Annotated in this window: 11 protein-coding genes; 5 read left to right on the top strand and 6 right to left on the bottom strand. The window is 63.9% G+C overall.

Features of this window, described 5'->3' with window-relative positions:
* Nucleotides 1-8 precede the first annotated feature (8 nt).
* From F758_RS0132975 to F758_RS0132965, 3 genes are all read right to left on the bottom strand, one after another.
* Nucleotides 9-2,462 (bottom strand): branched-chain amino acid ABC transporter ATP-binding protein/permease, encoded by a 2,454-nt coding sequence (locus tag F758_RS0132975; protein WP_024511886.1) that lies wholly within the window; start codon nt 2,460-2,462, stop codon nt 9-11.
* 1 nt (nt 2,463) lies between these two features.
* Nucleotides 2,464-3,336 carry a branched-chain amino acid ABC transporter permease gene (locus F758_RS0132970; protein ID WP_502689197.1) on the bottom strand — a complete coding sequence of 291 codons (873 nt, stop codon included), beginning with the start codon at nt 3,334-3,336 and terminating at the stop codon, nt 2,464-2,466.
* A gap of 134 nt (nt 3,337-3,470) precedes the next feature.
* Nucleotides 3,471-4,583 carry an ABC transporter substrate-binding protein gene (locus F758_RS0132965; protein ID WP_084305826.1) on the bottom strand — a complete coding sequence of 371 codons (1,113 nt, stop codon included), beginning with the start codon at nt 4,581-4,583 and terminating at the stop codon, nt 3,471-3,473.
* A gap of 513 nt (nt 4,584-5,096) precedes the next feature.
* On the opposite strand from F758_RS0132965, the gene F758_RS0132960 reads away from it, so the two are divergent.
* On the top strand, nt 5,097-5,795 hold the full coding sequence (locus F758_RS0132960) for a GntR family transcriptional regulator (protein WP_024511883.1): 699 nt from the start codon (nt 5,097-5,099) through the stop codon (nt 5,793-5,795).
* Between the two features lie 130 nt (nt 5,796-5,925).
* A complete protein-coding gene (locus F758_RS0132955) occupies nt 5,926-6,156 on the top strand; it encodes a hypothetical protein (protein WP_024511882.1) in 231 nt (76 codons plus the stop codon).
* Nucleotides 6,157-6,313: 157 nt separating this feature from the next.
* On the opposite strand, the gene F758_RS50015 is transcribed toward F758_RS0132955, so the two are convergent.
* Complete coding sequence (locus F758_RS50015; RefSeq protein ID WP_157450252.1) at nt 6,314-6,529, bottom strand: hypothetical protein; 216 nt, start codon at nt 6,527-6,529, stop codon at nt 6,314-6,316.
* A 359-nt stretch (nt 6,530-6,888) separates the two neighbouring features.
* Between F758_RS50015 and F758_RS45070 the strand changes: the two genes are divergently transcribed.
* From F758_RS45070 to F758_RS0132935, 3 genes are all read left to right on the top strand, one after another.
* Nucleotides 6,889-7,314 (top strand): tyrosine-type recombinase/integrase, encoded by a 426-nt coding sequence (locus F758_RS45070; protein ID WP_283805890.1) that lies wholly within the window; start codon nt 6,889-6,891, stop codon nt 7,312-7,314.
* 1,460 nt (nt 7,315-8,774) lie between these two features.
* Complete coding sequence (locus F758_RS0132940; RefSeq protein WP_024511881.1) at nt 8,775-9,575, top strand: CbbQ/NirQ/NorQ/GpvN family protein; 801 nt, start codon at nt 8,775-8,777, stop codon at nt 9,573-9,575.
* Nucleotides 9,572-11,893, top strand: a complete 2,322-nt coding sequence (locus F758_RS0132935; RefSeq protein ID WP_024511880.1) for a nitric oxide reductase activation protein NorD — start codon at nt 9,572-9,574, stop codon at nt 11,891-11,893. The genes F758_RS0132940 and F758_RS0132935 overlap by 4 nt, the downstream gene beginning before the upstream one ends.
* 166 nt (nt 11,894-12,059) lie before the next feature.
* Here F758_RS0132935 and F758_RS0132930 read toward each other — a convergent pair whose 3' ends face one another.
* Together F758_RS0132930 and ureG are read right to left on the bottom strand one after the other, a co-directional pair.
* Nucleotides 12,060-12,938, bottom strand: coding sequence for an urease accessory protein UreD (locus F758_RS0132930; protein ID WP_024511879.1), 879 nt, complete (start codon nt 12,936-12,938; stop codon nt 12,060-12,062).
* Nucleotides 12,904-13,557, bottom strand: coding sequence for an urease accessory protein UreG (gene ureG / locus F758_RS0132925; protein ID WP_024511878.1), 654 nt, complete (start codon nt 13,555-13,557; stop codon nt 12,904-12,906). Before ureG ends, F758_RS0132930 begins: the two co-directional genes overlap by 35 nt.
* Nucleotide 13,558 lies beyond the last annotated feature (1 nt).

Below are 13,558 nucleotides of genomic sequence, written 5' to 3'. Positions count from 1 at the left end.
TTAAGGGATTACCGGGCGGCTTTGGCGCCCAGATAAGCGGCTTCAAGGTCGGCATCGCCGCTGAGCTCGGCGGCGGTGCCGTGCTTCACGACGCGACCGGATTCGAGCACATAGCCGCGATCGGCCACGGTCAGCGCGAGCGTTGCCAGCTGATCCACCAGCAGAATGGTGACGCCCGCATCGCGCAATTCGACGAGCACGTCGAACGTCTCGGCGATCATTGCCGGCGCAAGACCAAGCGAGGGCTCATCCAGCAGCAGGATGTCCGGCTTTGCCATCAGGCCGCGGGCGATCGCGAGCATCTGCTGCTCGCCTCCGGACAGCAGGCCGGCGCGGCTCGCGATGCGATCGATCAGGCGCGGAAAGCGCGCCAGAAGCGCATCGAGCTCCTTCTGCAGCGTCTCGGCACTGGGCCGGTCCGGCCGCGCCGTGGCGCCGAGCAGGATGTTGTCGCGCACCGTCAGCTCGGGAAAGACCTGGCGCCCTTCCGGCACCAGCGCGAGTCCCAGATGCGCAATGCGATGCGTCGGCAGATGCGCGACCTGCACGTTCTTCAGGACGATGTCACCGGACACCGGCCGCAGCAGGCCGGACAGCGCCTTCATCGCTGTCGACTTGCCGGCACCGTTGGCGCCGAGCAGCGCCACCAGTTCGCCGGGGCACACCTCCAGCTCAACGTCGGTGAGCACCGGCGCAGCGCCGTAGCCGGCGGTCAGGCGCAAGGCCGATAGCACGGCATCGCGGGGACCTTTCAAGGGAGCCGACCGGCCACGCGCGCGGCTCTGCGCGCCACCGAGATAGGCGGCGATCACGGCCGGATTGTCGCGGACCTGCGATGGCGTTCCTGCGGCGATCGGCTTGCCGGCATCGAGCACGACGATATGGTCCGAGATGCCCATGACCATCGTCATGTCGTGCTCGACCAGGATCACCGCGATGCCGAGATCCGCGATACGTCGCAGGAGACGCCCGAGCGCGTCCTTGTCCGCGCGCATCAGGCCAGCCGCCGGCTCGTCCAGCAGCAGCACGCGGGGCCGGGTGGCGAGCGCGCGCGCGATTTCGACCAAGCGACGATCGACATGCGGCAGATCGTTGGCCCGGACGGTCCAACCGCCTGCATAGCCGACAAAGGCCAGCAGCGCCTCGGCGCTGTCGGCGTCGGCTCCGCCAAGCCGCACGTTGTCCATCACCGACAGCGAACCGAACAGTTGGGTCGTCTGGTAGGTGCGGGCGACGCCGGATCGTGCCACGCGGTAGGCCGCGGCGCCCGCGAGATCGTCGCCCTCCCCGAGCCGGATCGTCCCCGTATCGGGCGCGTAGAAGCCGCTGATTATGTTGAGCACGGTGCTCTTACCGGCGCCGTTCGGGCCGATCAGCGAGGTGACCGCGCCGGGGATCGCCTGGAACGTCACGTTCGCGGCGGCTATCACGCCACCGAAAGCGATGCCGATATTGTCGACCCGCAGCGGCAGGGCCCGCGACGGACGCAGCTGGGTATCCAGCTGCGCCTGCTGGTCCGTCTCAGGCACGCGCACCGGCCGTGCAACGGGCCGGCGAAACCGCGCGAACAGACCGACCACACCGTCAGGCGCCAGCCAGAGCACCCCGAGCAGCAGCAGGCCGAAAATCAGCAGCCGATACTCCGCGAAATCCGACAGCATCTCCGGCAGCCAGACCACCACGGCGGCGCCGAGCACCGGACCGAATAGCGATCCGGCGCCTCCGAGCACGACACCGAACAGAAACAGGATCGATTGGAAGAAAGGAAACGAGCCGGGGCTTATGAACGACAGCAGTGGCGCGAAGATCGCACCGGCCATGCCTGTGAGCGCCGCGGAAAACGCAAAGGCGAGAGCCTTCACGCTCACCGGGTTGAGCCCGATCGACTGGGCGGCCACCTCGCTGTCGCGGACGGCCCGCATCGATGCACCCAGGCTGCTGCGCGACAGCAGCCAGAAGCCGAGGAGAGACAGGGCGGCGGCCGCCGTCGACAGCAGCGCCATCTCCCGCTCGGCGAAACTGAAACCGCCGAGGCTCGGCGCCAGAATGCCTATCAGGCCGTTGGCGCCGCCGGTGACATCGCGCCATTCGATCAGGCCATGCTCGACGATGAAGGCGAAGGCGATCGTCACCATCGCGAGATAGGGACCGCTGACTCGCAAGGCCGGGAGCGCCAGCAGAGCTCCGAGCGCGCCGGTGACCAGGATCGCCAGCGGCAGCGCAGCGAAGAAGTTGACGCCCTTCAACGCCAGGACGCCCGAGACATAGGCGCCGATGGCATAGAAGCCGACATGTCCGAGCGACACCTGCCCGGTCAACCCGAACAGGATGTTGAGCCCCACCATCACGACCACGTTGAGGCCGATCAGGGCGATCACGAACAGGGTGTAGCTTTCGGCGCGGAAGGCAAACGCAGCGACCAGTGCCGCACCGATCGCAATGCCAGCGGGTATGCGCGCCATCTTACACCTTCTTCACGGCAGCACGGCCAAACAGACCATTGGGCAGCAGTGCGAGCGCGACAATGACCGCAGAGAACACCAGGATCTGGGTATATGACGAGCCCAGCAGCGACGTGACCAGCGCCTCGACAAGTCCGTAGACAAAGCCGGCGGCCATGACGCCGAGCGCAGATCCGATGCCGCCGAGAATGGCAACGGCGAACGCCTTGATGCCGAACACCAGCCCCATGTCCGACGACACCGAGAACAGCGGGGCAATCAGCATGCCGGCCACTGCGGCCAACACCGCCGATGCCGCGAAGGACACCGCGATCGTGCGCGTGACGTCGATGCCCATGAGCCGGGCCGCGGTGGGATTTTGCACCACGGCCAGCAGCCGCTTGCCGCGCGTGGTGCGGTTGAGCAGGATCTGCAGCCCCACGGCCATGGCAACGCCGACCACCGGAATGATCAGCTGTAGTGGATAGATGCCAGCGCCGAAGACATGGATGGGCGACGTCGCAAGCGAGGACGGCAGCGAGCGCGGCTCCTTGCCGAACAGGAACATCGCGGCATTGTCCAGGATGATGCCGCCCGCCACCGTGGCCATCAGCCAGGCATTGGAGCCGCGCACCGCGAAGGGACGCACAAGCAGCCGCTCGACCACCAAGCCGAACAGGGCCGCCAGGACGAGCGTCGCCGCCACCGCCGGACCCAGCGGCCATCCAAGCGTGATCCACAACGTGTAGAGCAGCACTGCGCCCAGCATCACCGCCGAACCCTGCGAGAAGTTCACGGTGCTGGAGACGGCATAGGTGACATGATAGCCAAGCGCGATCAGGCCGTACATGGCGCCAAGCGACAGGCCTGAAACGATGGCTGAGACGATCAGCATGATCTATCCTGCTTGTTCGAAGAGAGCGGCGCCGGTCACGCTCGCCATCGGCGCCGGCGCCAACTCTCGCTCGAGGAGGCCGCATTGCTCCGAATGACGAGGGGCGCGGACGGGACAAGCGCCCTGCCCGCCGATCAGTTCACAGGCACGATCTCGGCGCCCTGGAAGTGCGTGAAGATGTAGTCGTCCTTGCCGAGCGCGTCCTGATTCTCGGGCGAGAACGGCTTGTTGTAGCGCTTGATCAGACCGTCATAGCTGCCGATGTCGTAGAAGCCCTTGCGGACGGCCGGACCGTCCGTCGTGCCGGCCTTGGCGATGGCCAGCGCTACCATGTGCATGGCATCGTAGGCGTTGGCGATACCGACCGCCGGCGTGACGTCGGCGAGCGACGATATCTGCGGGTATTTGGACTTCAGCGCCGCCAGCACCGCTTCGCCCTTCGGCGACAGCTTCCCGGAGAACGAGAAGGTCTGCACCATATCCACCTTCTCGGCGCTCGGGCCGCCGAGCTCTGTGAAGCGACCACCCGCCGGCCCCCAATGCGACACCACCGGGACGTTCCAGCCCATGCGATCCAACGACTTCACGACCTGGGCGGCGGGCTGCACGTTGGCGACGAGAAAGATCGTGTCCGCGCCAGCGTCCTTGAGGCGGGTGAGCTGGGGCACCATGTCGACGTCAGCATTATCGAATTTCTCGGCGCCGGCCAACGTGAGCTTGTGGGCCTCCGATGCGTCCTTGAGGCCCTTCTCGTTGGACTCGCCCCAGGGATTGTTGATGAGCATCAGCCCCGGCTTGGCCGTCTTATATTTCTTGATGGCATAATCGAGCATGGCCCCGTCGACCAGCTGGTCGACCGCGGAGACGCGGAAGACGTAGTTCTCCGCCGCGCCGTTGCGGGTAATGCCGGTGCCGGCCGCCCAGACACTGATGAAGGGCACCTTGGCCTGGTTGGCGAACGGCACGATCGCAAGCGAGACGGGGGTGTCGATGCCGCCGAAGAAGGCCACGACCTTCTCCTTTTGCACCAGCTCGCGGGCGGCGAGCACGCCCTTGGCCGGATTGCTCTCGTCGTCGCGGCGCACGAGCTCGATCTTCTTGCCGAGCACGCCGCCCGCCGCATTGATTTCGCCAATGGCCACTTCCAGCCCGCGCGTGACTGCCTCGCCCGACTTGGCCGACTGGCCGGACAGCGCAGCGACCAGTCCGACCTTGATGGTGTCCTCCGCTCGCAACGGTGCGGCCATCAGCAGCGCGGCGCCGAGCGTGGCGGCCGCAACACGCCGCGCAAACGATCGGACAGGCGCGGTCGCGCCCACCTGATTGCGGGCCTGGGGGATCGACGTGGGCTTAGCCATCTGCGTAACTCCTGTTGCCGATGTTGGATGTCCGTCGATTCCCTTTCAGCAATTGGTGTGCCAGCGCGGCATCACGGTGAGTCCAGCCGAAACCCTCACCGGGCACGGGTTCTAGACGGCTAGGACGCAGGTCGCGGGATGCCGAGAGCCCAAAGCTTAGGCAGAATGTGTGCGAAACCTCATCATTTTTGTATACACTTTGTCCATGAAGTTAGACTGCCCGGACCGCAGCTCGCCAACGCTCCGGGCCCGGTCGGCGTCGATCCAGTAGGCCACGGTTTCACGTGTCCGGCATGGAAGGTGCATGGTCGATCAAATCCACTGTCGAGGTCTATCGGATACAATCAAACGTCCGCTTCTGACTGCGCTCTTACGGCCGGACCAGCGTGGATGGAGAGACGGATGAAGCAACGCGGCGGGCGAGTCGAAGCCATCTATGCGGGCCTGCGCCTTGCGATCCTGGAGCAGGTGCTCGAGCCCGGCACCAAGCTGCCGGAGGATACGATCGGTGAACAGTTCGGCGCCAGTCGAACTGTGGTCCGCCGCGCCCTGGAACTGCTCGCGAGCGAAGAGCTGATCGAATTCCGCCTCAACCGGGGGGCAGCCGTCTGCAAGCCGACGCTCGAAGAGGCCCGCGATCTGTTCAGCGTCCGGCAAGAGATCGAACAGCTGGTGGTCCGGCGGCTGTGCGGCCGCCTGACCCGCGCACAGCTCAAGCGACTTCATGCGCAGATCGACCTGGAGGACGCCGCACACAAGAACGGCCACAACGCCTACATCAGGCACGCTGCGGAGTTTCACCTCGCGCTGGCCGAGATGACCGGCTCCCAGCTGCTTGCGCGCTACATGCGCCAATTGGTGGGACGCAGCGCGCTCGTTCTCGGACTGTACGGACGACCGCGCTGGACCGACTGCTCGGTGCAGGAACATCGCGATCTCGTCGCCAGCCTCGCCGACGGAAATATCGCGCTGGTCGAGAAGCTGATGCACCACCATCTCGAGGCGGTGTTGACGCGGGCAATCGAGACCGCCGGCAAGGACAAGACTGGCGGCTTACGGGATCTGTTGGCGCCCTATGCCGAAGCAGCCAAGGCCACTTGACTCCCTCTCCAGCTGCGGGCCATGGGAGCTGATGCACGTGGATTCTGTGGATGCGTCGAAGCTGCGACGGGCTATCGCGCTTATTAGTCCGCGATGGCATGCGTAAGCAGCTCCGAAGACACGCGCCCGTATGCCCGCGCCTTCAGCCAAGCAGTTTCGCGAATACTTCGACTTTTGGCGTTTCCTTCAAGAGAAGCTGGTTTCGTTGCTTGACGCGTTCAGTAAAAGTCGGCGTGATTTTCTAACGTTTCCGGACAACATCAACCCCATAGAACTTGTTTTCGACCCGATGTCTGACGTGGCTGCAAAGCTGTACAAAAGGTACATCACGGCCGAAACTCAACTCGATCCAGAAAAGTAGGCTGGCTGGTCAAAGAGCTAAGCCCGCGATCTCATGACGGACCGGCCCAGCTTCTCCCATACTCAAAGCGCCTGCTGCCCCGAAAGATCACGAGACAATCGAGATCGGCTGCCATTTCATGCGCGATACTTACTCGCATCAAGAAGATAACGGTGAACTACGGCTCTAAAGGACTAACCAGCTCTACATCGTTGTAGGTATCGACGCCGACCACTCTGACAACGACACCTTTGGTCGAGAACACTAGATCACCGTACACGACGGATAAGCTATCAGCCGTGATATCGATCGTCTGATTATTACGCCGCGTCACTTTCCACGTGTGTTGAAGCACGCGTTTCATCGTTTTGGTTGCCTTTGTTGCCTTAGCCACGCCTACCGCTCTCCATGTGCCATTAACGTCATATGACGTTCTCCATCGAACAGCAACAGCACGCCCGCAAGTTATTCATCGAGGAATGCCGCCAGAAAGCCCTGGGTGCCGCTCGCTAAAAAAGACGCGGATCTAGAAGCTCACATCAACGCGATCGATGCGTCCTCCGACTACCAGACGAAACACAATCGAGAGAAACGTAAAGAGCTGCAAGCGGCAAAGGCGATGAGCGCAATCGGCGTCCAACGCAAGACGAACTCGATCGGATCATCTTGGCATTAGAATCGAACACCCGGCAGCAAATCCCGGTTGGCCGTGTCATCCGATTTGCGATCGCAACGGCTATGCGATAAGATGAAATTGCGAGAGTTGAATGGTGCGATTTCGACGCTCGCGGGCGGATGCTACTGATTCGCAATCGGAAGGATCCTAGAAAAAAGAAAGGTAACGACCAGCGAATTCCTCTGCTGGATGTGTCAGGCTATGACGCATGCAAGATCATCGAGGAGCAAGGACGGTTCTCGAATATTCGCGAAGGCAGGATTTTTCCCTACAGCGGACGATCCGTAGGAACAGCATTTCGTCGCCAGTGCCAGAAATTGAAGATCGATGATCTGCATTTTCACAATTTGCGTCACGAAGCGACGAGCCGCCTTTTTGAGACAGGCCTCTCCATCGAACAGGTCGCGCTCGTCACCGGGCACAAGGATTGGAAAATGCTGCGCCGCTATACGCACCTAAGGCCGGAAACACTCCATTCAATCCGTGCCGTGCGGAGTGCCTGACAGGCAGCATCGAACCGGGATACGGCGGAATCAAAAGCTGCGTCGTCCGCTATACAAATCAACGCGCATTCTGAAAAACAGCGAAAAATCGACCCTAAAGACTCCAACAGGTTACACTCCGATTCAGAATACGAAACCGTCAAACGGGGCCTCTCGGACCGTCAGGAGATGTCCGGTCCGCCTCCAACAGCAGCGGTCGCTATCGGTCAACCCGCCGGTCCGAAATGGGCCCAACGCACAAAGTCGCTGCGCTCCAGCCCGCTGCGTGGGAGCAGGAGCCGAGAGGCTCGTAACCGGTCGAGAGAGAGCAGCGACAGCACGGTGGAGAAGCTCGTCACTTGAATCGAAGAGTCGTCAATCTGCCTTGGGACCGAGCGCGCTGTGAGCGAGACAATCGCCGTCGTTCCGCTGCAATGAGGACCTGATCGAGGACTGGCGTGCGGCAGATGGCATTCTTCGGCGAACTGAAAAGATTGCCGCACGGCAATCAGGGTGACAATGCTTCCCAGCCAGATTGTCGCGCTATAAAAGATGTCCTCTCGCAGTCGGGGCTTGATTGGTCACCGGCCGTTGCCGGCGTCCAAAAACCTACGCAGGACCAGACATGTGACCAGTCAGGGGCCAGCCCAAGTTGGGACGTTTAACCAACCCAACCCTTTGCTGCCATGCACCGGTTTACAAGCCCTACTCTGTTGGAAACGAAGGGGTCTGACTCGGAAAGTCATCTCCGTTCCTGAGATCATCGACGCGTGAGGGGTCGTTCGCCGCTACAGATTCAATCAAGGAGGGTCGGAGGGATTTCAGGGCGAGGAACGGGCGGCTGTGACATAGGGCCGTCGGGTGCTCCCGGCGTCCAGCGTGCTACCCATAATCGACCGCATGCGCTTAGGCCAGGAGCAACGTGATGGAGAGCAGGAGCATGATTCGAATTTTTTGCATCGCGCTCCGGGACTCCTACATGTCGCAATATTGATCCTAAACCTACTATAACCCTCGCCAGCGCAAACCGATCGGCCTGAAGGCTCTATGAGGGCGTAAGCTAGCTGGAACTCGGCATGGAGCCAAAAGCCTCGAAGTACGGCGATCAGCATCACTGATGAAACAGACTTGGCGCTCGATTGGCGGGCACGACAGGGGAGAAAGTCAAGAACAAGATCAATGACTTATGCGTCCTTACCGGCTATTCAGGCGCACTGATCGCAAACGGGAATTTCCAGCGGCGCCCGCCCCCATCCGAGAGTTACGCACGCTAGGAACGAAGGTCGATCATGGACCCTCGCACTAGGCTTGCCGCGGTTGGCCAATTCCGATCTAATCGTTTGCGGCGCACGACGAGCGCCCTTTGACACGGTCCGAGGCCGCAGCGTGTTTCCAGGCAAAGGCTGCCATCCCGCATTCGCGAAGGGACGGTCGTGCTTGGCCTATTCAAGCGTCGCTCCTTCAACCCTATGGAGGACCTGATGCTGCTGGACGCCTACCGGATCACCTCTGAGCCCTACTATCAGCCGCAGGGCGCCGAAATCAGCACCTTCACGGCCGCCTATCACGAGCGTCTGCCTGTGATGCTGAAGGGACCGACCGGCTGCGGAAAGACCCGTTTCGTCGAGCACATGGCCTGGCGGCTCGGCAAGCCCTTGATCACGGTCGCGGCGCATGAGGATATGACCGCCGCCGACCTTGCCGGACGCTATCTGCTGGAGCCGGTCGGGACGATCTGGCACGATGGCCCGCTGACGCAGGCGGTGCGCCATGGCGCGATCTGCTATCTCGACGAGATCGTCGAAGCGCGGCAGGACACCACCGTCGTGATCCATCCGCTGACCGATGCGCGCCGCATCCTGCCGTTGGAAAAGCATAACGAAATCGTGCCCGCCCATGCCGATTTCCAGCTCACGATCTCCTACAATCCCGGCTACCAGAGCGCGGTGAAGGATCTGAAGGAGTCCACCAAGCAGCGCTTCGTCGCGATCGATTTCGGCTATCCGCAACCGGCGACCGAAAGCGCCATCATCATCAGGGAAAGTGGTGCGGACAGCGATCTGGCGGCCGTCCTGGTCGCGATCGCCCAGCGCTCGCGCAATCTGCAGGGACACGGGCTCGACGAAGGCGCATCGACCCGGATGCTGATCCACACTGGACGCATGGTGCGCGCAGGGCTTCCGCTTGAGACCGCCGTGCAGTCAGCCATCGTGCTGCCGATTACGGACAATCCCGACATCCGCGCAGCGCTGTCCGACGCTATCGCGGCCTGTCTGCCGTGAGCGCGGCGAAACCACCGGTCGCGTTTCGGGGGCTGTCCGAGCCGGAGGGCGATACGCGCCGGTTGCACCTTCTGATGCGTCAGCGGGACAATCTATGGCCACTGTTTGTGAACACGTGGGATACGCTGTCGCGCCACTTCGATGCAGCGGAGTGCGAGGCCTGGGCCGGCGCGGTGCTCGCGCTTGCCAATGTCAATGCCGGTCCCTCCTGCCTGATCGCCTATTGGGAGGCCTGCAGCAACGCAGCGTCGACGAGTGAGATCGCACCGCTTCTCGGAGCGGCGCAAGCGACCACGGAAATCTGCCGCCAGGCCGGCGCACAGGCCGCCAGCGCGTCGTTGAAGGCGCTCGGTCCGGCGCGCCGCTTCCTCGGCCATGGCGCAGCATTGTCGCGCTGGTGGCGTGCGATGGAGACCCTGGCGCGGCAGGCGCCGGAATCGGTCGCGCCGACCGCGGGCAGCATGGGCGACATTCTCGCTCCCGGAACCGTCCAGGACTTTGAGAATTTCATCGCCGCCGGCCTGCGCGCAGGCGCGGGCGACCACAAGCGGCGGCTCGCATTCTTCTCGCTGCAGGATGAGCTCGCGCGACGCACGATCGCGCGCAATCCCGCTGACATCTGCTTCCCCGATGTGGAGGCCGGGCTGAAGGCGTTCACGACGGCGCTATGGGGCAAGGCACCGCGGTTGCGCAGAATGGCGGGCGGCGGCAACGACAAGCCGCAGCGGCGCAGTTCGATCGCCGGTCCGCTGATCCGGCTGCCGGAGGTCTATCGCGGCGTACAAGGCGATGCGGGCCGCGCGCTGTTTCGGGCCGCAGCCGCCCATGCGCAGGCGCATCTCGTGCTGGGACACGCCCGCTTCACGATCGGGACGCTTAAGCCGCTGCAGGTCGCCCTGGTCAACCTGATCGAAGATGCACGGGTCGAGACGCTGGCGATGCGCGGCCTGCCCGGCCTGCGCCGGCTCTGGGCGCCCTACCATATCGCCGCGCCGGGCGGCGTTGCGACCGCGCCGGTTCTGTTGGCGCGACTGGCGCGTGCCCTGTTCGATCCAACCTGCAACGATGATGATGGCTTCGTCGCCAAGGGCCGCGCGTTGTTCGCAGCCGCCCTGCCGCGCATTGAAGACAGCGCGATCAGCCGTGAGATCGGCATGCTGCTCGGCAACGACCTAGGCCAGATGCGGGTGCAGTTCAACGCCAAGACCTATGTTGTCGAGCCGATGTATCGCGATGACGGGCTGGGCCTGTGGGATTTCGGCGACAATGCGCCACCCTCAGACGAGGTGCTGGAGCTGTTCGTCGATGCCATGCGCATCGATCGACAGGAAAACGCCGACAGCGACAGGCAGCAAGGTGATCCTGACACGGCCGAACCCGAGCCTGGCCGCGGCAGGCCGGCCGCCCCAGACGAACGCGGTACCATCATCGCACGCTATCCAGAGTGGGATCGCACACATGGCGTCGAGCGGCCGGACTGGACGGTCGTGCGCGAGGTCGCAGCCCCGCCTGCCGATGCGAGGGCTGTCGACGAGGCGCTCGATCGTTCCAGCGCCCTGCGGCATCGCGTGCAGCAGCTGGTGCGTGGCGTCCGCATCGGCCGTGCGGTGAGACTGAAGCGGCAGCATGATGGCTATGATCTCGACGTCGACGCGATGCTGGATGCCGGCATCGCGCTGCGCAGCGGCCAGGAGCCCGATCCGCGCGTGTTTCGCTCGTCGAAACCAGTGCATCGCGACTTGTCCGCCTTGCTGCTGATCGACACCTCGGAGTCCACTCGCGACCGCCTGCCGTCGGGCGCGACGATCCTCGACGTCGAGCGGCTGGCGGTCGCGCTGCTCTCCGAGGCCATGGATCAGCTCGGCGATCCCTTCGGCCTGCTCGCCTTCGCCTCCGACGGCCGCGACGACGTGCGGATCACAACCGTCAAGCATTTCGACGAGCCCTACGACCGTGATTGCCGGGCGCGGCTGGCCGGGCTCGTCTCCGGCCTCTCTACCCGCCTCGGTACCGCACTCCGTCACGCCGGCCACGTGATGGCAACAACCACGACCAGCCGCAAGCTGCTGATCGTGCTCACTGACGGCGAGCCGTCCGACATCGATGTCGCCGATCCGCTCGATCTGGTCGAAGACGCCAGGCGCGCGGCGATCAATCTGCACATGAACGGCATCGACGCCTATGGCGTGGTGCTCGGCAATGCCGGAGCAGCGGCCGCAGCCCGCATCTTCGGACGCGGCAACACCATGCTGGTGCACCAGATCAATGATCTGCCGACGCGCTTGTCGGAGCTGTATTTCAGGCTGGCACGGCGCTGAGCCGTTCGTGCCGCAACCAGTTAGTTGTCATCGCCAGGCTTGACCGGGCGATCCGGTAAACGCCGGCATGTCGATTTTCACGACTTCCGCGGCGTACCGGATGCCCCGCTTGAAGCGGGGCATGACAGCGGTGAGCTGGCACGAGCGTGGGCTGGCGCGGCGCTGATTATTTCCGGCGACGCGCCAGCGCGACACCGAGCGCGGCGGCGGCCGCGACGTGAAAGGCGGCATCCATCGCGCGCGCCAAGGTCCCGCCATCGGGCGCGAGAATGCGCAAGATCAGCCCGGCGCCGTTCGGCGCCACCGAGCAACCGCCGAGCGCACCGTTGCGATCGGCCGCCTGCTCCAGCTCCTGACGTGCCGGCCATCTCGCCTGCGGCGCGATCAGCAGCAGGTTCGCGGCCGCGGCCCAGGGACCAAGCGCGCCATTGTGCAGCTCATTGCCGTCGATCGCGCCGAGATCCTTCAGCAGCAGACGGCCGTCCGGCCGCGACACGGCGAGCCGTCCCTCGAACCGCTCGAATGGACGTGCCTTGAATGGTCGCACCCCGGCCTCTCGATCAGATTTTCGGGGATCATGGACCGCAAAGCCATCGGCCAAGCACAGCACAGCGTCGTCAGCGACGACGGCGTCCGTTTCCAAGGTGAGATCAGCATCGGGAAACAGCACGTAGGCATCGCTCGTGAGGGCACAAAAGCCGCCAGGCTCGACGTACACGCGCTGCCGCTGCGTCGCACCGCTGTTGCGGCCAGCATGCACGACGGTCGCGGCCTGTGTCGTCAGATGAAATGCTGCGCCCCGACCAACATCGACATTGAGACGAATGCGATCGCCGGCATAGAGCCCGCCCGAGGCGGACTGGAGATAGAGCGTCAGCAGGTCCGGCCTGGTCGCGTCGAGATAAAAGCCTCGCGTGATATGCAAGGGATAGCGAATCTGCTGGCGACGCAGGACGCTGCGGCCGCCGGCCCGTTCAACCACGAGCGCGGCGTCGACCGATCGTCCGGTATCAGACCCGGAACAGGACTGCAGCAGAGATCGCATCGGCGACCGCCTCCACGCCAACGCCGTTCTTCAGGTTGGTCGGGACCACAGCCTTTGCGCCGCGCACCTGCCGCGCCTCCGCCAGCATGCGATCGAGATCGACGCCGACGTGGGGCGCGAGATCGATCTTGTTCACGATCAGAAGGTCACAGCGCAACATGCCCGGTCCCCTCTTGCGCGGAATGTCGTCGCCGCCGGCGACGTCGATGACGAAAATCCACCAGTCCACCAGATCGAGCGAGAAGGTGGAGGCGAGATTGTCGCCGCCAGATTCGAACAGGATCAGCTCAAGTCCGGGAAAGCGCGCCTCGAGCTCGTCACCGGCGGCGATGTTGAGGGTCGGATCCTCGCGGATTACGGTATGCGGACAGGCACCCGCCTCAACCGCCGACACCCGCGCCGGATCGATCAGGCCCGAGCGCCGCAGCCGCTCCGCGTCCTCCCTGGTGACGAGATCATTGGTGACGACGGCGAAGTCGATGCCGCGTCGCTGCAGTACGGGGATCAGCGCCTCGATCAGCGCGGTCTTGCCGGAGCCGACGGGGCCGCCGATGCCGACGCGGGCCGCGCCGGCGCCGCTGCGGATCTCATGGTCAGATGTGCGCAGACTGTGGAGCATC

It is taken from the genome of Bradyrhizobium sp. ARR65 (assembly GCF_000472385.1).
Taxonomy (GTDB): domain Bacteria; phylum Pseudomonadota; class Alphaproteobacteria; order Rhizobiales; family Xanthobacteraceae; genus Bradyrhizobium.
This window is presented reverse-complemented; position numbering and strand designations above follow the sequence as displayed.